Source organism: Terrabacter lapilli (genome assembly GCF_039531305.1).
Classification (GTDB): domain Bacteria; phylum Actinomycetota; class Actinomycetes; order Actinomycetales; family Dermatophilaceae; genus Terrabacter; species Terrabacter lapilli.
Window position 1 is genome coordinate 531,556 of sequence record NZ_BAAAPU010000003.1, and the last position, 17,851, is coordinate 549,406.

Annotated in this window: 19 protein-coding genes and 1 riboswitch; of the genes, 13 read left to right on the top strand and 6 right to left on the bottom strand. The window is 72.8% G+C overall.

Going from position 1 to position 17,851, the window contains the following annotated elements; all coding sequences use genetic code 11:
* Positions 1-84 precede the first annotated feature (84 nt).
* Together ABD241_RS03830 and ABD241_RS03835 are read right to left on the bottom strand one after the other, a co-directional pair.
* Positions 85-1,362: a YncE family protein gene (locus ABD241_RS03830; RefSeq protein WP_344058584.1), complete on the bottom strand. Its 1,278-nt coding sequence runs from the start codon at positions 1,360-1,362 to the stop codon at positions 85-87.
* Positions 1,359-1,979, bottom strand: coding sequence for a polysaccharide deacetylase family protein (locus ABD241_RS03835; RefSeq protein ID WP_344059516.1), 621 nt, complete (start codon positions 1,977-1,979; stop codon positions 1,359-1,361). Before ABD241_RS03835 ends, ABD241_RS03830 begins: the two co-directional genes overlap by 4 nt.
* 346 nt (positions 1,980-2,325) lie before the next feature.
* On the opposite strand from ABD241_RS03835, the gene dapB reads away from it, so the two are divergent.
* Both dapB and trhO read left to right on the top strand, forming a co-directional pair.
* A complete protein-coding gene (gene dapB / locus ABD241_RS03840; RefSeq protein ID WP_344058586.1) occupies positions 2,326-3,114 on the top strand; it encodes a 4-hydroxy-tetrahydrodipicolinate reductase in 789 nt (262 codons plus the stop codon).
* Positions 3,115-3,145: 31 nt separating this feature from the next.
* A complete protein-coding gene (gene trhO, locus ABD241_RS03845; RefSeq protein ID WP_344058589.1) occupies positions 3,146-4,009 on the top strand; it encodes an oxygen-dependent tRNA uridine(34) hydroxylase TrhO in 864 nt (287 codons plus the stop codon).
* A gap of 13 nt (positions 4,010-4,022) precedes the next feature.
* On the opposite strand, the gene ABD241_RS03850 is transcribed toward trhO, so the two are convergent.
* The 3 genes from ABD241_RS03850 to ABD241_RS03860 form a co-directional block, all read right to left on the bottom strand.
* A complete protein-coding gene (locus ABD241_RS03850) occupies positions 4,023-4,268 on the bottom strand; it encodes an AzlD domain-containing protein (RefSeq protein ID WP_344058591.1) in 246 nt (81 codons plus the stop codon).
* A gap of 65 nt (positions 4,269-4,333) precedes the next feature.
* Positions 4,334-5,023, bottom strand: a complete 690-nt coding sequence (locus ABD241_RS03855; RefSeq protein ID WP_344058593.1) for an AzlC family ABC transporter permease — start codon at positions 5,021-5,023, stop codon at positions 4,334-4,336.
* Positions 5,020-5,745, bottom strand: coding sequence for a GNAT family N-acetyltransferase (locus ABD241_RS03860; RefSeq protein WP_344058595.1), 726 nt, complete (start codon positions 5,743-5,745; stop codon positions 5,020-5,022). The genes ABD241_RS03855 and ABD241_RS03860 overlap by 4 nt, the downstream gene beginning before the upstream one ends.
* Before the next feature lie 92 nt (positions 5,746-5,837).
* Between ABD241_RS03860 and paaA the strand changes: the two genes are divergently transcribed.
* The 11 genes from paaA (at position 5,838) to ABD241_RS03915 (ending at position 16,124) form a co-directional block, all read left to right on the top strand.
* The gene (gene paaA, locus ABD241_RS03865) at positions 5,838-6,893 is read left to right on the top strand and encodes a 1,2-phenylacetyl-CoA epoxidase subunit PaaA (RefSeq protein ID WP_344058597.1); all 1,056 of its coding nucleotides are present in this window, start codon (positions 5,838-5,840) and stop codon (positions 6,891-6,893) included.
* The gene (gene paaB / locus ABD241_RS03870) at positions 6,890-7,198 is read left to right on the top strand and encodes a 1,2-phenylacetyl-CoA epoxidase subunit PaaB (RefSeq protein WP_142222262.1); all 309 of its coding nucleotides are present in this window, start codon (positions 6,890-6,892) and stop codon (positions 7,196-7,198) included. Before paaA ends, paaB begins: the two co-directional genes overlap by 4 nt.
* Positions 7,195-8,004 carry a 1,2-phenylacetyl-CoA epoxidase subunit PaaC gene (gene paaC / locus ABD241_RS03875; protein ID WP_344058602.1) on the top strand — a complete coding sequence of 270 codons (810 nt, stop codon included), beginning with the start codon at positions 7,195-7,197 and terminating at the stop codon, positions 8,002-8,004. The genes paaB and paaC overlap by 4 nt, the downstream gene beginning before the upstream one ends.
* A gap of 5 nt (positions 8,005-8,009) precedes the next feature.
* Entirely contained in the window at positions 8,010-8,510 is a 501-nt protein-coding gene (gene paaD, locus ABD241_RS03880; RefSeq protein WP_344058605.1) for a 1,2-phenylacetyl-CoA epoxidase subunit PaaD, read from the top strand.
* Complete coding sequence (gene paaE / locus ABD241_RS03885) at positions 8,511-9,674, top strand: 1,2-phenylacetyl-CoA epoxidase subunit PaaE (protein ID WP_344058607.1); 1,164 nt, start codon at positions 8,511-8,513, stop codon at positions 9,672-9,674.
* A 2-nt stretch (positions 9,675-9,676) separates the two neighbouring features.
* Positions 9,677-10,795, top strand: a complete 1,119-nt coding sequence (locus ABD241_RS03890) for an alpha/beta hydrolase (protein WP_344058609.1) — start codon at positions 9,677-9,679, stop codon at positions 10,793-10,795.
* 42 nt (positions 10,796-10,837) lie between these two features.
* Positions 10,838-11,653 (top strand): thymidylate synthase, encoded by an 816-nt coding sequence (locus ABD241_RS03895; RefSeq protein ID WP_344058611.1) that lies wholly within the window; start codon positions 10,838-10,840, stop codon positions 11,651-11,653.
* Positions 11,654-11,679: 26 nt separating this feature from the next.
* On the top strand, positions 11,680-12,168 hold the full coding sequence (locus ABD241_RS03900) for a dihydrofolate reductase (protein ID WP_344058613.1): 489 nt from the start codon (positions 11,680-11,682) through the stop codon (positions 12,166-12,168).
* A 225-nt stretch (positions 12,169-12,393) separates the two neighbouring features.
* Entirely contained in the window at positions 12,394-13,278 is an 885-nt protein-coding gene (gene dapA, locus ABD241_RS03905) for a 4-hydroxy-tetrahydrodipicolinate synthase (RefSeq protein ID WP_344058615.1), read from the top strand.
* A 67-nt stretch (positions 13,279-13,345) separates the two neighbouring features.
* Positions 13,346-15,031, top strand: coding sequence for a ribonuclease J (locus ABD241_RS03910; protein ID WP_344058617.1), 1,686 nt, complete (start codon positions 13,346-13,348; stop codon positions 15,029-15,031).
* Between the two features lies 1 nt (position 15,032).
* Positions 15,033-16,124: an endonuclease/exonuclease/phosphatase family protein gene (locus ABD241_RS03915; protein ID WP_344058619.1), complete on the top strand. Its 1,092-nt coding sequence runs from the start codon at positions 15,033-15,035 to the stop codon at positions 16,122-16,124.
* Between the two features lie 40 nt (positions 16,125-16,164).
* Here the strand turns inward: ABD241_RS03915 and ABD241_RS03920 are convergent, their stop codons facing one another.
* On the bottom strand, positions 16,165-17,475 hold the full coding sequence (locus ABD241_RS03920) for an aminotransferase class V-fold PLP-dependent enzyme (RefSeq protein WP_344058622.1): 1,311 nt from the start codon (positions 17,473-17,475) through the stop codon (positions 16,165-16,167).
* A 156-nt stretch (positions 17,476-17,631) separates the two neighbouring features.
* Positions 17,632-17,757: riboswitch (SAM riboswitch) on the bottom strand.
* Between the last annotated feature and the right edge of the window lie 94 nt (positions 17,758-17,851).

Here is a 17,851-nt window from a genome sequence, read left to right on the forward strand (position 1 = left end):
TGAGGGGTGGCGGGCCGCTCCGCTGTCTGCGGCGGACGTCATGGGCAGTATGCCGTCGTCGCCGGCTCGTGGTCAGCCTCGTGGTCAGCGCATGTTGCCCGTGTGCCCGAGGGAGAAGCGGCCAGGCTGCGGCCAGACGAGCAGGCCGTGCGGGCTCGCGTCGGTGGGGATCCGCGAGATGAGGTGGCCGTCCCGCGTGTCGATGACGTAGACCTCGGAGCTGTAGCGGCCGCTCAGCCACAGCTGGCTCCCGTCGGCGGTCACGCCACCCATGTCGGGTGTCGCGTGACCGGGGAGCTTCCACATCGCCACGGGTCGGTCGGTCGCGGCGTCGAAGACACTGATCGTCCCGGCGTCCCGGTTGGACACGAAGATGCGTCGCGCGTCCCGGGAGGGGTAGATGCCGTGGGCCCCCATGTCGGTGTGGACGAAGTGGTCGATGCCGAACGTCTTGGCGTCGATGAACCAGACACCGTTGCGCAGCATGTCGGCGACCATGAACCACTTGGCGTCGGGGCTGAGGCGCACGTCCTGGGGCATGGCCGTCGCGCCCCGGGCGAGCTCGTTGCGCGGGCCGCCCATGGGGCTGTTCGGCGGGGTGGCGCCGGGGGTCTTGACCTGGTTGAGGTCGAGCACCTTCTCGACACGGGTGGCGGCGGCGTCGACGACGAGCAGGCGTCCGCTGAACTCGCAGCTGGCGACGAACGTCTTGAGGTCGGCGGTGAAGTCCGCGTGGTTGACGCCGGCGCACGCGGGGACCGGCAGGGACCGCACCAGCTTCATCGTGTGCGCGTCACGCACGTCGATGGCCCGGAACCGGGAGGCCATCACGAGCGCGTACCTGCCGTCGGGTGTGAAGTAGAGGTTGTAGGGGTCACGCACCGGGATGGGCGTGCCCACCGCACCCGTGGCCGGGTCGATCGGCGTGAGGGCGTCGCCCTTGTCGGAGTTGACCCACAGGCGAGTCATGTCCCAGTTGGGCACGACGTGCTCGGGCGAGCTGGGGACGCGCACCCGCTTGATGACCCGTCGGGTGGCGGGGTCGATGATCTGCAGCGTGCCGGCCACCTGGTTGGGCACGTAGACCAGCCGCTTGGCGTGCAGGGCAGCCCCGGTGAGCTCGCCCGCCCCGGTCTGGGCGTAGGGCGCGGCGGTGCCGCCGGTGCCGGTGGTCGGGCTCGCCGTCGTCGCCCGCGCCGCCGGCGTGGTGGTGCTCGGGCTCGAGGTGCCGGCGGTCCGGTTGACGGAGGTCTGGGTCTCCGCACTCGTCTGCGGGCTCGTGCACCCGGCCAGCACGAGGGAGAGCAGGCAGGTGGCGCCCCCGACGAAAGCCACAAAGCGGTGCGGTTTGACCCGATTCATGCCACCAACCTAGTCATCGCAACAGCCTCGAGGGACCGAGATGCGAGACCTCGCAGGATGGTCGGCAGGGCGTCGACGGTCCCGGCGTGACCGAGGTGCAGGCTGACGATCGAGCCGGCCTGGACGCCGGCGAGGGTCCGGGAGGAGACCGCAGCAGCCCCTGGGTCCAGGTAGTCCGAGGGGTCGACGTCGTAGGAGATGCACCGCGCATAGCCGCTGGCCCGCGCAGCCGCACGGATCGTCGGGGTCGAGGTGGGGGTGCCGGAGGGGCGGAAGAGGTAGGGGGAGGACCCGTCGATGGCGGCGACGGCCTTGGCGCCCTTGTCGATCTCGGACGCCGCGGCCGAGGCCGAGAGCCGGGGCATCGTCTGGTGCGACCACGTGTGGTTGCCGAGGTCGTGACCGGCGGCGACGATGGCCCGGCCGAGCTCGGGGTGCTGCGCGAGCCACGTGCCCACGGCGAAGACCGTGACGTGTGCCCCGTGGTCGCGCAGGATCTGGAGCGCGCGGTGCGTGAGCGACGGGTCGCCCGCCCCGTGGAAGGTGAGCGCCACGGCAGGTACCGAGGTGGGGCCTCGCCGCACGTCCGGTCCCGGGGTGCGCAGGATCGCCGGCACCGCAGCGGGAGTCCCGGACGCGGGCGGCGACCCGCCGGGCGACGTCGCGGCGCCACCTCCGGGGGTCGGCGCCCCCGCGGTCGGCGACGTCGAAGGCTGCGTCGGGGCGGCGCCTCGCGAGGAGCCTTGCGATTCGGGGCTGCTCGGCGAGCAGGCGGCGATCCCGAGCCCGACGGCGGAGGCCAGGCCTCCGCCGATGACTGCTCGTCGACCGACAACGGGGTTCTCTTCGGACACGCGGTCATCATTCCCGCCAGATCTGTACTTCGGCTGGGACCACGCCGTGGCCACGCCGCCCAGCAGGACGAGGGTCGGGGGAGTCCGGAGCCCTCGTTAGGCTGGGCCGGTGACTGAGACGACAGCCCGGCCCGCCCGTGAGCTCAAGGTCGCCGTCATCGGCGCGCACGGCCGGATGGGATCCGAGGCGGTGCGGGCGGTCGAGGCAGCGCACGGGCTCTCGCTCGTGGCTGCCCACGGCTCCGGTGACGACCTCGGCGACCTCGGTGGCGCCGACGTCGCGGTGGAGCTCACCGTCCCGGCCGCGTCACCGGGCAACGTGGCGCACTGCGTCGCCCGCGGCGTCCACGTGGTCGTGGGCACCACCGGGTGGGACGAGGCGCGGCTCGAGACCTTGCGGGCCCAGGTGGCCGACGCGCCTGCAGCGGTGACCGGTGGAGCGGTGGGGGTGCTCATCGCACCCAACTTCGCCGTCGGCGCCCTGCTCATGATGTCCTTCGCCGCCAAGGCCGCTCCTTTCTTCGAGTCCGTCGAGGTCATCGAGCTGCACCACCCCGGCAAGGTCGACGCGCCCTCGGGCACGGCGGCCCGCACGGCGGCGATGATCGGCCGGGCCCGCGACGAGGCCGGCTGCGACGCGGTGCCCGACGCGACGACGCACGACCCCGACGGTGCCCGCGGAGCCCGCGTCGACGGCATACCGGTGCACTCCGTTCGTCTGCGCGGGCTCACTGCCCACCAGGAGGTGCTGCTCGGCAACGCCGGCGAGATGCTGACGCTGCGCCACGACTCGTTCGACCGCGGCAGCTTCATGCCGGGAGTCCTCGCGGCGGTCCGTGCCGTCGCCGACCATCCCGGCGTCACGGTCGGTCTTGAGCACTACCTCGGCCTGGCCTGACCCCCGCCGCCCTCCGCCGGAGAACCCTGACGTGGCCATCCCCAAGGTCGTCCTCTTCTACGCCTTCCGACCAATCGCCGACCCCGACGCGCTGCGGCTGTGGCAGCGCGACCTGTGCGAGGGGCTCGGACTTCGCGGCCGGATCCTGCTGTCCCGTCACGGGATCAACGCGACCGTCGGGGGCGACGTGACGGTGCTCAAGACGTACGTCCGCAAGACGCGGGAGTACGCGCCGTTCCGTGGCCTCGACGTGAAGTGGAGCGACGGGACGGGTCTGGACGCCGAGGGCCGCAGCCTCGACTTCCCGCGTCTCGTCGTCAAGGTGCGCGAGGAGATCGTCTCGTTCGGGGTGCCCGACGAGGTCGTGGTCGACGAGGCGGGCGTCGTCGGCGGAGGCACCCGCCTGACGCCCGACGAGCTCGACCGCCTCGTGGCCGAGCGCGGCGACGAGGTCGTGCTCCTCGACGGACGCAATGCCGTCGAGGCGCAGGTGGGCCGGTTCCGCGGGGCGGTCGTGCCCGACGTCCGGCACACGAGCGACTTCGTGCGCGAGCTCGACTCGGGGCGCTGGGACGAGCTCAAGGGCCGGCCCGTCGTGACCTACTGCACCGGCGGCATCCGCTGCGAGGTCCTGACGAGCCTCATGCGCTCGCGCGGGTTCGAGGAGGTCTACCAGCTCGACGGCGGCATCGTGCGCTACGGCGAGCAGCGCGGCGACGGGGGGCTGTGGGAGGGCCGGCTCCACGTCTTCGACGAGCGGATGAGCGTCGCCTTCAGCGACGAGGCCGTGCACTTGGCGACGTGCCACGTCTGTGACGCGCCGACGAGCCGGATGCACAACCGCGAGGACCTGCCGGGGCGTCCGCTCCAGCCCGTCTGCGACGCTCACGCCTGAGGAGGGCTGTGGCTCAGGCCCAGCCCAGCGCGCGCAGGACGGCGGCCGTGGCGGCACCGAGCACGACCACCACGAGGAACGGCGCCCGCAGGAGCAGCGCCACGACCGCGACGGCCACCGCGACCGCCCGAGCGTCGAGGACGAACGCACCGCCCGGGCCGGTGAAGGCCTGCGTCGCCACGAGCGCCGCGAGCAGCGCGATCGGCAGGGCGCCGGTGAGCCGGCGCACCCGCGGCCGCTCCAGCAGGTGAGCGGGCACGAGGTGGCCGGCGAGTTAGGTGCCGAAGGCGATCGCCGCGGCGAGGAGGATGGCGACCCACAGGCTCACCGCTGCACCTCCTTCGGGCTGCGCCAGGCGAGGAGGCACGCCCCGGCCGCAGCCACGACGGGTATGCCGGGTGGCATCGTCGGGGAGAGCACCACCGCCACGACGGCCCCCACCACGGCGATCGCGACCGCGTCCCTGCTGCGCAGCCGGGGCCAGAGCAGCGCCGTGAACGCGGCGCACGCCGCCGCGTCGAGCCCGTAGGTGCGCGGGTCACCGATGAGGTTGCCGATCAGGGCGCCGGCGAGCGTCGTGAGGTTCCACAGGACGAAGACCGTCAGGCCGGTGAGCCAGAAGCCGAGGCGCGAGGTGCGCTCCTCGCCCTGTGCCACCGCCACGGCCGTCGACTCGTCGATGGTCAGGTGGGCGGCAGCCACCCTCCCGGCGCCCCGCACGCCGAGCAGGTGGGTGAGCTCGAGCGCGTAGAGGCCGTTGCGGATGCCGAGCATCGAGGAGGCGGCGATCGCCGCCGGAGCCGCGCCGAGGCCGTTCGCGATGATGCCGACGAAGGCGAACTGCGAGCCGCCGGTGAACATCAGCAGCGACAGGACCATCGCCTGCCACGTGCTGAGCCCGGCCGCGACGGCCAGGGCGCCGAAGCTGATGCCGTAGGCACCGGTGGCGACGCCGACCGACAGGCTCTGGCGCACGACCGCTCGCCGCGCCCCCGGGGCTGCGGCTGCGGTCACCTCGGCTCCGGGCCCCCGTCCGAGGCGGCAGCCGGTGCCGCGTCGGCCGTGTCGGGTGTGTTCGCCGCGCCGGCTGTTACGGGGGCGTCGGCTGTCTCGCCGGCGTCGGCGAGGAGGGCCGACAGGCGCACCTCGGTGGCGGTGCGCCCGTCCTCCGCGACGACGCGCTCGCGGCGCGCGCCGTCGGCCACCATGCCCGCGGAGGTCAGGAAGCCGCGCGTCGTGTCGTCCGTCGCGAGCACCCACGCGGCCAGTTCGGACCGGCCCCGTCCCCGCGCGGTGTCGACCACTGCGTGCAGCAGGCGCGAACCGTGCCCCTGGCGGCGCGCGTCAGGGTGGACGGCCAGGACGATGAGCTCGGCCGTGGCGGCGTCGGTGTCCGCGTCGTCGGAGGCGCCGACCGCGGCGAAACCGACGACCTGCTCGCCCGCGCACGCCACGAGCAGGACACCGTCGCCGGCGTGTTCGCCCTCGAGCGTGGCCCGCCAGGCGTTCGCGAACGGCCGCGGCTCGAAGGAGGCGATGACCTCGGGGGCGAGCACGCCGGCATACGCCTCACGGAAGACGACGGCCTGCACGAGCCCGACCGCGGGGGCGTCGGAGGCGCGGGCGACCCGGACCGACGCATCGGCGACCGGTCCGCGCGCCTGCTCGTGCTCATGCGCATGCTCATGCGGGTGGTCGTGATCGTGCTGGTGGGGCGTCTGCTCGTCGTGGGCCACCCCGGCATCCTCTCAGGCGGCGAGGACGGCTCCCGCCCATCGGCCCACCCCCGGCTTTGGACGCCCCCGGCACCATCTCGCATACTGGACTCATGTATGGCAACGACGTCATCGACCCGACGCAACCGCTGAACGCGGCCGAGACCGACGCGTACGACGCGGCCGCGGCGCACGACGACCAGCGTGACGCGGTCGGCGAGGACTTCGACGCCCTCATCGCGGCGGACCAGCGCATCGAGCCGCGCGACGCGATGCCGGAGAAGTACCGCGAGACGCTGATCCGGCAGATCGCCCAGCACGCGCACTCCGAGATCATCGGCATGCAGCCCGAGGGCAACTGGATCACCCGGGCCCCGTCGCTGCGGCGCAAGGCCATCCTCATCGCCAAGGTGCAGGACGAGGCCGGCCACGGGCTCTACCTCTACTCCGCCGCCGAGACCCTCGGGGTCGACCGCGCCGAGCTGCTCGACCGCCTGCACGACGGCCGGCAGAAGTACTCCTCGATCTTCAACTACCCGACGCTGACGTGGGCCGACTGCGGCGCCATCGGCTGGCTCGTCGACGGCGCGGCGATCATGAACCAGGTGCCGCTGTGCCGCTGCTCCTACGGCCCGTACGCCCGCGCGATGATCCGCGTCTGCAAGGAGGAGTCCTTCCACCAGCGGCAGGGCTTCGAGATCCTCTGGACGCTGATGCGGGGCACCCCCGAGCAGCAGGCCATGGCCCAGGACGCCGCCGACCGCTGGTGGTGGCCCGCGCTGGCGATGTTCGGGCCGCCCGACACGGGGGAGGCCGCCAAGGGCGGCCACACCGAGCAGTCGATGGCCTGGGGCATCAAGCGCTTCAGCAACGACGACCTGCGCCAGAAGTTCGTCGACATGATGGTGCCGCAGGCCGACAAGCTCGGCATCGTGCTGCCCGACCCCGAGCTGCGCTGGAACGAGGAGCGCGGGCACTACGACTTCGGCGAGATCGACTGGGACGAGTTCTGGCGGGTCCTGCGCGGCGACGGCGCCTGCAACGCCGAGCGCATCGCGCACCGCCGCCGCGCCCACGAGGACGGCGCCTGGGTGCGCGAGGCCGCCAACGCGTACGCCGCCAAGCACGCGTCGACCGTCACCGCGACCGGCAGGGAGAGTGCCGCGTGACCGACGCCACCGGGAGCGCGACCGAGAAGAGCTGGCCCCTGTGGGAGGTCTTCGTGCGCGGCAAGCGGGGCCTGTCGCACGTGCACGTCGGCTCGCTGCACGCCCCGGACGCGGAGCTCGCGCTGCGCAACGCCCGTGACCTCTACACCCGCCGCCAGGAGGGCGTGTCGATCTGGGTGGTCAAGGCCGACGACATCACCGCGAGCAGTCCCGCCGAGAAGGACTCGTTCTTCGACCCGGCCGCCGACAAGATCTACCGGCACCCGACCTTCTACGACGTGCCCGAGGATGTCGAGTACCTGTGAGCGACCACCTGACCGACCAGCTGAGCGACGCTCCCGCCGCCGCGGCGAGCCCCACGCAGCCGTATGCCGCCTACCTCGTCGGTCTCGCCGACGACGTGCTCGTCTACGCCCAGCGCCTCGCCGAGTGGATGACCAACGCCCCGCAGATCGAGGAGGACATGGCGCTCGGCAACATCGCGCTCGACCTCCTCGGCCAGGCCCGCGCCCTGTACCCCCACATCGGCGCGATCGACGGGACCGGGCGCGGGGAGGACGACTTCGCGATGCAGCGGGGCGAACGGGACTGGCGCAACGTCCACCTCGTCGAGCAGGAGCGCGGCGACTTCGCCGACGAGATGGCCAGGCTGCTGTGGTTCTCGGCCTACCAGGTGCAGCTGCAGACGGCGCTGGGTCGCTCGACCGACGCGGTCGTGGCGGGCGTCGCGGGCAAGGCACTGAAGGAGGTGCGCTACCACCTCGACCACGCCTCGCTGTGGGTCGTGCGCCTCGGCGACGGCACCGAGGAGTCGCACCGGCGCATGCAGGCGGCGCTCGAGCGCGTGCAGCCATACCTGGCCGAGCTGTTCGACGACGACGAGGCCTCGGTGGTCGCAGCAGACCTGGGGGTCGGCGTGCTGCCCTCGAGCCTGCGCGACGGGGTCGTCGAGCAGGTCTCGCGCGTCGTCATGCAGGCCACGCTGAGCCTGCCGGAGTCGTCGAAGTGGCGGTCCCGCGGTGGGCGGGCCGGCATCCACTCCCGGCCCATGGGCTATCTCCTCGCCGAGCTGCAGCACATCGCGCGCTCTTACCCCGGCGCCACGTGGTGAGCGCGATGGCAGTCGACTCCGCTGTCGCACAGGCCATCTCGCGCATCCCGGACCCGGAGGTCCCCGTCGTCAGCATCGCCGACCTCGGCATCCTCCGGTCGGTCGAGGTCGACGAGCAGGCGCACACGGTTGCCGTCACCATCACGCCCACCTACAGCGGCTGCCCGGCCATGGAGGCCATCGCCTCGCGCATCGCCTTCGAGGCGGACCTGCAGGGGTATGCCGCCGAGATCCGCACCCAGCTGTCGCCCGCCTGGACCACGGACTGGATGACGGACGACGGACGGGAAGCGCTGCGCCGCTTCGGGATCGCGCCTCCGGGCGCCGTGGGACAAGGGGAGTCGCGTGGACCCGTGCCGGTCGGCATCAGCCGCCACGTCGTGACCTGCCCGCACTGCGGGTCCGCCGACACCACCGAGATCAGCCACTTCGGCTCGACCGCGTGCAAGGCCCTGCGCCGCTGCAACGCCTGCCTCGAGCCCTTCGACGAGTTCAAGGCCATCTGAATGACCGACACCACGACCGCGGTCCCTGCCGGCGCGACCGGCACGTCCGGCGCGACCGGCGCGCCCGGCGCGCGTCACCGGGCGCGCTTCCACCCGCTCACCGTCGCCTCCGTCGAGCGGCTCACCGACGAGGCCGTCGCCGTCACGTTCGAGGTGCCCGAGGACCTTGTCGACGAGTTCGCCTTCGAGCCCGGGCAGCACCTGACGCTGCGGGCCACGATCGGCGGCGAGGACGTGCGCCAGTCCTACTCGATCTGCCAGTCCCGTCGCGCCGACCCCACCGGGCGCCGGCTGCGCGTCGCCGCGGCCCGGGTGCCGGAGGGGCGCATGTCGACCTGGCTCAACGACGTCGTGACGGTGGGCGACGTCGTCGACGTCATGACCCCGCAGGGGTCCTTCACGTGCGCGACCCGGCCGGACGGCATACGCCATCACGTCGCCATCGCAGCGGGGTCGGGCATCACGCCGGTGCTCTCGCTGCTCACCTCCGCGCTCGAGGAGGAGCCGGGCTCGCGGGCGACGCTGCTCTTCGGCAACCGCCGCACGAGCTCCATCATGTTCCTCGAGGAGCTCGAGGACCTCAAGAACCGCTTCCCGGGTCGCTTCCACCTCGTCAACGTGCTCTCCCGCGAGGCGCAGGACGTCGAGCTCTTCCACGGCCGCCTCGACCGCGAGCGGCTCTCGGCCATCTTCGGGTCGCTCGTGCCGGTCGGGTCGGTGGACGAGTGGTACCTCTGCGGGCCCTTCGGGATGGTGACCGGTGCGGAGGCGCTGCTCACGGAGCAGGGCGTAGACCCCCGGCACATCCACCACGAGATCTTCCACGTCGACGACGGCACCGAGCCGAAGCGCAAGGTCGTCGTCGTCGACGTCGGTGCGCCGCCCGAGGCGACCGTCACGATCAACCTCGACGGGCGCACCACGGTCATCCCCATGCCGAGCAAGGAGGAGACGATCCTCGACGCGACGCTGCGGGCCCGGCCCGACGCGCCGTACTCGTGCACCGGCGGCGTGTGCGGCACCTGCCGGGCCCGGGTCGTGGCGGGCGAGGTCCGGATGGACCGCAACTACGCCCTCGAGCCCGAGGAGGTCGCGGCCGGGGTCGTGCTGGCCTGCCAGAGCCATCCGGTGACCGACGCGGTCAGCCTCGATTACGACGCCTGAGCATGACCGGCGGGCAGGGCACGCAGAGCTCGAGCCGCCGCGGCCTGCCGGCCAGCTCCCTTCTCGCCTTCGTCCTGCTCGTCGTCGGTGCGACCTGCCTCGCCGTCGGTCTGGGCCTCGCTCCACACGTGCCCGCGGAGGGCCTCAGCGTGAGCTCCGTGCTGGCGGTGCTCCTGGCCGTCGTCGGGCTCGTGCTGATCGGCCTCGGCGTGCGTTCGGCCTGGCGGACCCGCCGCCTCGCTTCGAGGCTGCTCGTAGGGCCCGTCGCCGTCGTCCTCGTCGCGGTGGCCGGGCTGACTCTCGGCCAGGCGGTGGCCGCCACGCTCGGCCCGCACGCACCGCTCGGTGACCGGACCCCGGCGAGCGTGGGACTGCGCTACGAGGACGTGACGGCGCGGACGGCCGACGGGGTGCGGCTCGCCGGGTGGTACGTCCCGTCCACGAACGGCGCTGCCGTCGTGCTCTGCCACGGCTCCGGGTCGACGAGGTCCGACCTGCTCGCGCACGCAGCAGCCCTCTCCAGGCAGGGCTTCGGAGTGCTGCTGCTCGACGCCCGTGGCCATGGCGGCAGTGCGGGCCGGCCGATGGAGTTCGGCTGGTACGGCGATCTGGACCTGCGGGCAGCGGTCGACGTGCTCGCCACCCGCTCCGACGTCAGCCGGGGCCGCATCGGCCTCGTGGGGCTGTCGATGGGCGGCGAGGAGGCCATCGGCGCCCTCGGCAGCGACACTCGCGTCAGGGCGGCCGTCGCTGAGGGCGCGACCAACCGGGTCACGGACGACAAGGCGTGGCTCACCGAGGAGCTGGGTGTGCGCGGGTGGCTCCAGCAGCTGCTCGACCGCCTCACCTACGGCGCCACCGACCTGCTCACACCGGCAGGCCCACCGCCCACCCTCCGGGCGTCCGCGGCCGCCGCGGCACCACGTCCCCTCCTGCTCGTGGCCTCGGCCGGGTCCGCCGACGAGGTCGCGGCCGCCCGCTTCATCGCAGCAGGGTCACCGTCCTCGGTCACGGTGTGGCTCGCTCCCGGCGGGCACACCGGCGCCCTGGCCGCCGCGCCGGAGCAGTGGAGCCGACGGGTGGGCGCCTTCCTCGACGGCGCGCTGGGCGTGGCGCGCTGAGCGCACGGCCGGGCTGTCGCACCCGCGGGCTAGGCTGCGACCGTGCGGCAGTACCTCGACCTCCTCGACCACGTCCTGACCAACGGTCAGGAGAAGTCCGACCGGACCGGCACGGGCACGCTCAGCGTCTTCGGGCACCAGATGCGCTTCGACCTCGCCGACGGCTTCCCGGCCCTGACGACCAAGAGGCTGCACCTGCGCTCGATCATCGGCGAGCTGCTCTGGTTCCTGCGCGGTGACACCAACGTGCGCTGGCTCCAGGAGCGCGGCATCTCCATCTGGGACGAGTGGGCCGACCCCGTCACGGGCGACCTCGGCCCGATCTACGGCTACCAGTGGCGCTCCTGGCCCACGCCCGACGGCCGGCGGGTCGACCAGATCGCCAGGGTCATCGAGCAGATCCGCACCAACCCCGACAGCCGCCGGCTCATCGTCTCGGCCTGGAACGTCGCCGACGTCGACGACATGGCGCTGCCGCCGTGCCACACGATGTTCCAGTTCTACGTCTCGCCGCCCGGGCCCGACGGTCGTCGCCGCCTGTCCTGCCAGCTCTACCAGCGCAGCGCCGACATCTTCCTCGGGGTGCCGTTCAACATCGCCAGCTACGCCCTGCTGACCCAGATGGTCGCCCAGCTCACCGACCTCGAGCCGGGCGAGTTCGTGCACACCCTCGGCGACGCGCACCTCTACCTCAACCACCTCGACCAGGCGCGGCTGCAGCTGACCCGCACGCCGCACCCGCTGCCGACCATGCGGATCAACCCCGCGAAGAAGGCGATCGACGACTTCGACCTCGACGACTTCGAGCTGCTCGACTACGTCGCCGAGCCCGGCATCAAGGCCCCCATCGCCGTCTGAGGCCGACGTCTGGGAGCCTTGGCGCCATGAGTGAGCCGCCCGCGCCGCTGCCCAACGTCGCGATGATCGTCGCCGTCGCACGCAACGGGGTCATCGGCGACGGGCACACGATGCCGTGGCACCTGTCCGAGGACCTCAGGTTCTTCAAGCGCACCACGATGGGCCACCCGATGGTGATGGGCCGGCGCACCTTCGACTCGATGGGTGCCCTGCCCGGCCGCCGGAGCATCGTCATCACGCGCCAGCACGACTGGGGTGCGCCCGGCGTCGAGGTCGCGCACTCCCTGCCGGACGCGCTGGCCATGGTCGCGGGGGACGAGCAGGTCTTCGTCGTCGGCGGGGGAGAGATCTACCGCCAGGCCATGCCGTATGCCGCGCGCCTCCTCGTGACGGAGGTCGACCAGTCGCCGGAGGGCTCGGTCACCTTCCCCCCGATCGACCCGCAGGAGTGGGTCGAGACCGCCCGCGAGCCACGACCCGGCTTCGCCTGGGTCACCTATGAGCGGCGCTCCTGAACCCACGCGACCTCGAGGCCCCGGAAAAAACCCCGGAAGGGGATGTAACGCCCGTCGGGCAGCCGCGATGTAGGAGGCGACGAGGCACTACCCGGACCCCCGAGCGGGTAGTGCCTCGTTCGCATGTCCGGGCCTGGTGCGGCGGGCCGGCCCGGCGCTCCGGCACCGGCTGGTCGGCGTGGGCGGGGGGCCGTGCCCCCCGCGACGGGCGCTAACCTTGGGCCCATGGCTGACGCACCCGCCCTCGGACGTGTCCTCTCGGCGATGGTGACGCCCATGCGCCCCGACGGTTCCGTCGACCTCGACGCCGCCCAGCGGGTCGCAACCCACCTCGTCGACGCCGGGCACGACGGGCTCGTCGTCTCCGGCACCACCGGCGAGTCGCCCACCACCTCGGCCGACGAGAAGGACGCGCTCCTGCGCGCCGTCCTGGAGGCGGTCGGCGACCGGTGCGTCGTCATCGCCGGCGCCGGCAGCAACGACACCGCCAAGAGCGTCGAGTCGGTGGCCCTGGCGCAGAAGGCGGGCGCCCACGCCGTCCTCGCCGTCACCCCGTACTACAACAAGCCGCCGCAGGCCGGTCTCGTCGCACACTTCACGGCACTCGCCGACGCCAGCGACCTGCCCGTCATGGTCTACGACATCCCCGGCCGCTCGGGCATCGCCATCGCCCGCGAGACCTACCTGCGCATCGCCGAGCACGAGCGCATCACCGCCGTCAAGGATGCCCGCGGCGACCTGTGGTTCGCCAGCAGACTCATGCAGGAGACCGGCCTCGACTGGTACTCCGGCGACGACGGGATGAACCTCGCCCACTTCGGCAACGGCGCGGTCGGCTTCGTCGGCGTCACCTCGCAGGTCGCGCCCACGGCATACCGCGAGATGGCCGACGCCGTCGTCGCGGGCCGCTGGGACGACGCCCGCGCCGTGCACCGCCGCCTGGCGCCGCTCGTGGACGCCGTCATGAACGTCACCCAGGGCGCCATCATGGCCAAGGCCGGCCTCGCCGCGCAGGGCCTCATCGACTCGCCCACGGTCCGGCTGCCGCTCGTGCCCGCCGACGAGGAGCAGACCGCCCTCGTGCGCGCCGGCATCTCTGCGGTCGGATGACCGTCCCCACCACCTCTGACCGGAGCCTCCGACAGGCCCGGCAGCACCACCGAACGACAGGACACCTGTGAGCCATCCCCACCCCGAGCTGACCACGCCCCCTGCACTTCCCGACAACGGCCTGCGGGTCGTCGCGCTCGGTGGGCTGGGCGAGGTCGGACGCAACATGGCCGTCCTCGAGACGAAGGGCCGCCTGCTCGTCATCGACTGCGGCGTCCTCTTCCCCGAGGACCACCACCCGGGCGTCGACCTGATCCTGCCGGACTTCAGCTACATCCGTGACCGCCTCGACGACATCGAGGCGATCGTGCTGACCCACGGCCACGAGGACCACATCGGCGCCGTCCCCTACCTGCTCAAGCTCAAGGGCGACATCCCGATCATCGGCTCGACGCTCACGCTGGCTCTCGTCGAGGCCAAGCTCAAGGAGCACCGCATCCGCCCGTACTCCATGGCGGTCAGGGAGGGGCAGCGCGAGCGGCTCGGCGTCTTCGACCTCGAGTTCGTGGCCGTCAACCACTCGATCCCCGACGCGCTCGCCGTCTTCGTGCGCACCGAGGCCGGCACCCTGCTGCACACCGGCGACTTCAAGATGGACCAGCTGCCCCTCGACGGCCGGCTCACCGACCTGCGGGCCTTCGCGCGGCTGGGGGAGGAGGGCGTCGACCTCTTCCTGACCGACTCCACCAACGCCGACGTCCCGGGCTTCACCACCCCCGAGCTCGAGATCGCCCCCGCCATCGACAAGGTGTTCCGGCACGCCGAGCGGCGCATCATCGTCGCCTGCTTCAGCAGCCACGTGCACCGCGTCCAGCAGGTGCTCGACGCCGCCGAGAAGGCCGGCCGGAAGGTCGCCATGGTGGGACGGTCGATGATGCGCAACATGGGCATCGCCGCCGAGCTCGGCTACCTCAAGGTGCCCGACGGCATCCTGGTCGACATCAAGAAGCTCGACGACCTGCGCGACGACGAGGTCGTCCTCATCTGCACCGGGTCCCAGGGCGAGCCGATGGCGGCCCTGTCCCGGATGGCCAACCGCGAGCACCGCATCAACGTCGGCCCCGGCGACACCGTCCTGCTCGCCAGCAGCCTCATCCCCGGCAACGAGAACGCCGTCTACCGCATCATCAACGGCCTCATGCGCCTCGGCGCCAACGTCGTGCACAAGGGCAACGCCAAGGTGCACGTCTCGGGCCACGCCAGCGCCGGCGAGCTGCTCTACTGCTACAACATCGTCAAGCCGCGCAACGTGCTGCCCGTGCACGGCGAGTGGCGCCACATGTATGCCAACGCCCAGCTCGCCATCGCCTCCGGAGTCCCGGCGGACAACGTCGTGCTCGCCGAGGACGGCGTCGTCGTCGACCTCGTCGACGGGCAGGCCGCGATCAGCGGGGTCGTGGACTGCGGCTACGTGTACGTCGACGGCAGCAGCGTCGGGGGCGCCGACGAGGCGCTCCTGAAGGACCGCCGCATCCTGCGCGACGAGGGTTTCATCACGTGCGTCGTCGTGCTCGACGCTGCGACCGGCAAGATCGCGAGCGGTCCCGAGATCACGGCCCGCGGTTTCGTCGAGAACGAGGAGATCTTCCAGCAGGTCATCCCCAAGGTGGAGCGCGCCGTCGAGGAGGCCGTGGCCAACGGCGTCCGCGACGACCAGCAGCTGCAGCAGGTCATCCGGCGGGCCGTCGGCTCCTGGGTCGGGGGCAAGATCCGCCGCCGGCCGATGATCATCCCGGTCGTGCTGCAGGCCTGAGGTGACGGGCGAGGACGCCGACGGCGCCGGGAAGTCCCTGCCCGTCGACCAGCGCGGCGGTCGGCGCGGTGGTCGGCGCGGTGGTCGGCGCGGTGGTCGGCGCGGCGGTTGGCGCCGTGGCTCGGGGCGTGGCGGGCGCCGCTGGCTCGACCTCGCCATCGGCCTCGTCCTGCTCGGGCTCGTCGTGGTCGGCTCGCTGCGCTGGGTCGACTCCACGGCATACCCCGTCGTCGTCCTCCAGACGACCGGTCCCTTCGTCGTCGTGGGCCTCGGCCTGCTCGTGGTCGCCACCCTCCTGCTGCGCAGGTGGTGGATGCTGATCCCCGTCGTCGCCGTCCTCGCGGTGGCGGCCACGGTGGCCGCCCCCGCCTTCCGGGCGACGACCTCGCCGAAGTCCGACGCCGACCTGACGGTGATGGCGGCCAACGTGTGGATCGGCTCGGCCAACGCCGACCAGCTCATGGAGGCCGTCCGCTACCACTCGGTCGACGTGCTGGTCCTCACGGAGGCGACGCCGGCGATGCTGCGCCGCCTCGACGAGGCAGGGGCGGGCGACTACTTCAGCCGGCGCGAGGGTGTGGCCCGCTCGGGCACGTTCACGGGGACGATGGTGCTCTCGCGCTACCCCGTCACGGTGCGCGACCTCGGTGCCGACCCCGCACGCGAGCGCACCCCCAGTGTCGAGCCCGAGCTCGACGTGGCGACGAAGCGGGGCACCGTCCGGCTGAAGGTGGCCCACCCCAGGGCGCCGCTGCCGGGCGACACCGACGAGTGGCGCGCGGGCCTGCGGGCGCTGCAGACGTGGGTGCAGGCGGCCGGGAGTGGTGAGCCGATCGTCCTGGCGGGGGACTTCAACGCCGGATTCGGCCACCCGGGCTTCCGCGACCTCGCCGACGGCCTCGACGACGCCCAGCGCGCCGACGGCCAGGGCTGGGTGCGCACGTGGCCCTTCGCCGGTCAGCGGTTGCCGGCCTACGTCCAGCTCGACCACCTGCTCAGTCGCGGGCTGACGGTGGTCGCCGCCGGGCAGGTGGCGTACAACCACGCCGACCATGCGGCGGTCTGGGCGAGCTACGCCCTGCCGGCCCGCTGACGCCTCCGGGGTCGAGAGCCCGCGGGGCGCCTGACCGGACTCACCAGGGCCGTTCGACCTCGACGTCGCGCGGGTCGGGCCCATCGACGACCCAGCCGGCCTCGGTCCGGGTCCACGTGGCCGCGGTGCCGTGCTCGACCAGTCCGGCCACCGCCGACACGAGGCGGCCGACGCCCTCGACGGTGGTGCCGAGGCCGATGCTGGCCCGCACGGCGGTGTCCGGCCGCTCACCCCACGGGTCCTCGAGCAGCTCGTCGACGAGCAGGTGGGCGCAGAACTTGCCGTCGCGCACACCGATGCCGTGCTCGACCGAGAGCACCTGCGACACGAGGGCCGAGTCCCAGCCGTCGACGGTGAAGGCGACGACGCCGACGCGGTCGCTGTCGTCGCCGAAGATGGAGAGCACCTCGACCCCGGGCACGTCGGCCAGGCCGGACCGCAGCCGGTCGAGCAGGCGCGTCTCGTGGTCCTCGATGGCCTCGGCGTGGCGGCGGATCGTCGCGCAGGCCGCCGCGAGCGCGATGGCACCGATGACGTTCGGGCTGCCGCCCTCGTGCCGGGCCGGGCCGGTCGCCCAGGTGGTGCCCTCCTCGCTCACCGAGCGGGTCGCGCCACCGCCGAAGAGGTAGGGGGTGCCGGCGTCGAGCCAGTCGGAGCGGCCCGCGAGCACGCCGGCTCCGTAGGGCGCATACGTCTTGTGCCCGGAGAAGGCGACGTAGTCCGCGTCCCACGCCGCGAGGTCGATGCGGCGGTGGGCGGAGAGCTGGGCGGCGTCGACGGCGATCCGGGCGCCGTGGGTGTGGGCGAGGCCGGCGAAGCGCGCGACGGGCCAGACCTCGCCGGTGACGTTGGAGGCCGCGGTGATGACGACCAGGCGGTGGCGCGAGGGGTGCTCGGACAGCGCCTCGTCGAGAAGGGCGTACGCGTCGTCGAGCGTCCGTGGCACCGGCAGCCGCACGGTGCGGAACCGGCCCCAGGGCAGCAGGGTGGAGTGGTGCTCGCTGCCGAAGACGAAGACCGTGGTGCGGCTCGGAAGCGCCTTGCCGAGCACGGCCCACGAGTCGGTCGTCGTGCGGGTGAAGACGACCGAGTCGCCCTCCCTGGCACCGACGAACTCGGCGACCTCGGCCCGCGCCTGTTCGTACCACGCGCTCGTCAGGCGCGACGCGAAGCCGGCGCCGCGGTGGACGGACGAGTACGTCTCCAGCGCGCGGTCGACGGCAGCCTTGACCGTCTCGAGCGCCGGCGTGGAGGCCGCGTGGTCGAGGTTCGCGTATGCCGTCTCGCCGCGGAGCGTCGGCACGCGCAGTCCCGCGCCGACGACAGGAGGCAGCGACCGCGCCTCGGGCACGACGTGCAGTGCACGCGTACGGACCGCCGGTGCGGGAGAGCCGCCACACGGCGAGGCCGCCGGGGACGCGGAGGGGCCGGCCGGCGAGGGGAGTGTGTGGGGCGAGGGAAGGACCGACATGTCAGTGCTCCTGGGTCAGGGGACCCACCCGGTGCGGGTCCGCGCTTGCCGACCTCGATCAGGCGAACGGACCGAGGGTGGCCTGGTCGTCACCCGGAGCACCCCACCGCGGAGGAGGGTTGCTGGCCAGCGAGCCGGGGCTTGTCACTGGCACTCATGACCTGCGCAGGACCATAGGCGGGAGATCCAGCGCGTGTCCACCAGACGGGCTGCGCGTGTCGCCATCCGAGACGCCGCGCGTGGCACGGAGCAAGCG

What these genes read in the sequence shown, in the direction of transcription:
- ABD241_RS03830 (WP_344058584.1), bottom strand. Translation starts at nt 1,362, where the DNA reads ATGAATCGGGTCAAACCGCACCGCTTTGTGGCTTTCGTCGGGGGCGCC.
- paaA (WP_344058597.1), top strand. Translation starts at nt 5,838, where the DNA reads ATGTATGGCAACGACGTCATCGACCCGACGCAACCGCTGAACGCGGCC.
- paaD (WP_344058605.1), top strand. Translation starts at nt 8,010, where the DNA reads ATGGCAGTCGACTCCGCTGTCGCACAGGCCATCTCGCGCATCCCGGAC.
- paaE (WP_344058607.1), top strand. Translation starts at nt 8,511, where the DNA reads ATGACCGACACCACGACCGCGGTCCCTGCCGGCGCGACCGGCACGTCC.
- ABD241_RS03890 (WP_344058609.1), top strand. Translation starts at nt 9,677, where the DNA reads ATGACCGGCGGGCAGGGCACGCAGAGCTCGAGCCGCCGCGGCCTGCCG.
- ABD241_RS03900 (WP_344058613.1), top strand. Translation starts at nt 11,680, where the DNA reads ATGAGTGAGCCGCCCGCGCCGCTGCCCAACGTCGCGATGATCGTCGCC.
- dapA (WP_344058615.1), top strand. Translation starts at nt 12,394, where the DNA reads ATGGCTGACGCACCCGCCCTCGGACGTGTCCTCTCGGCGATGGTGACG.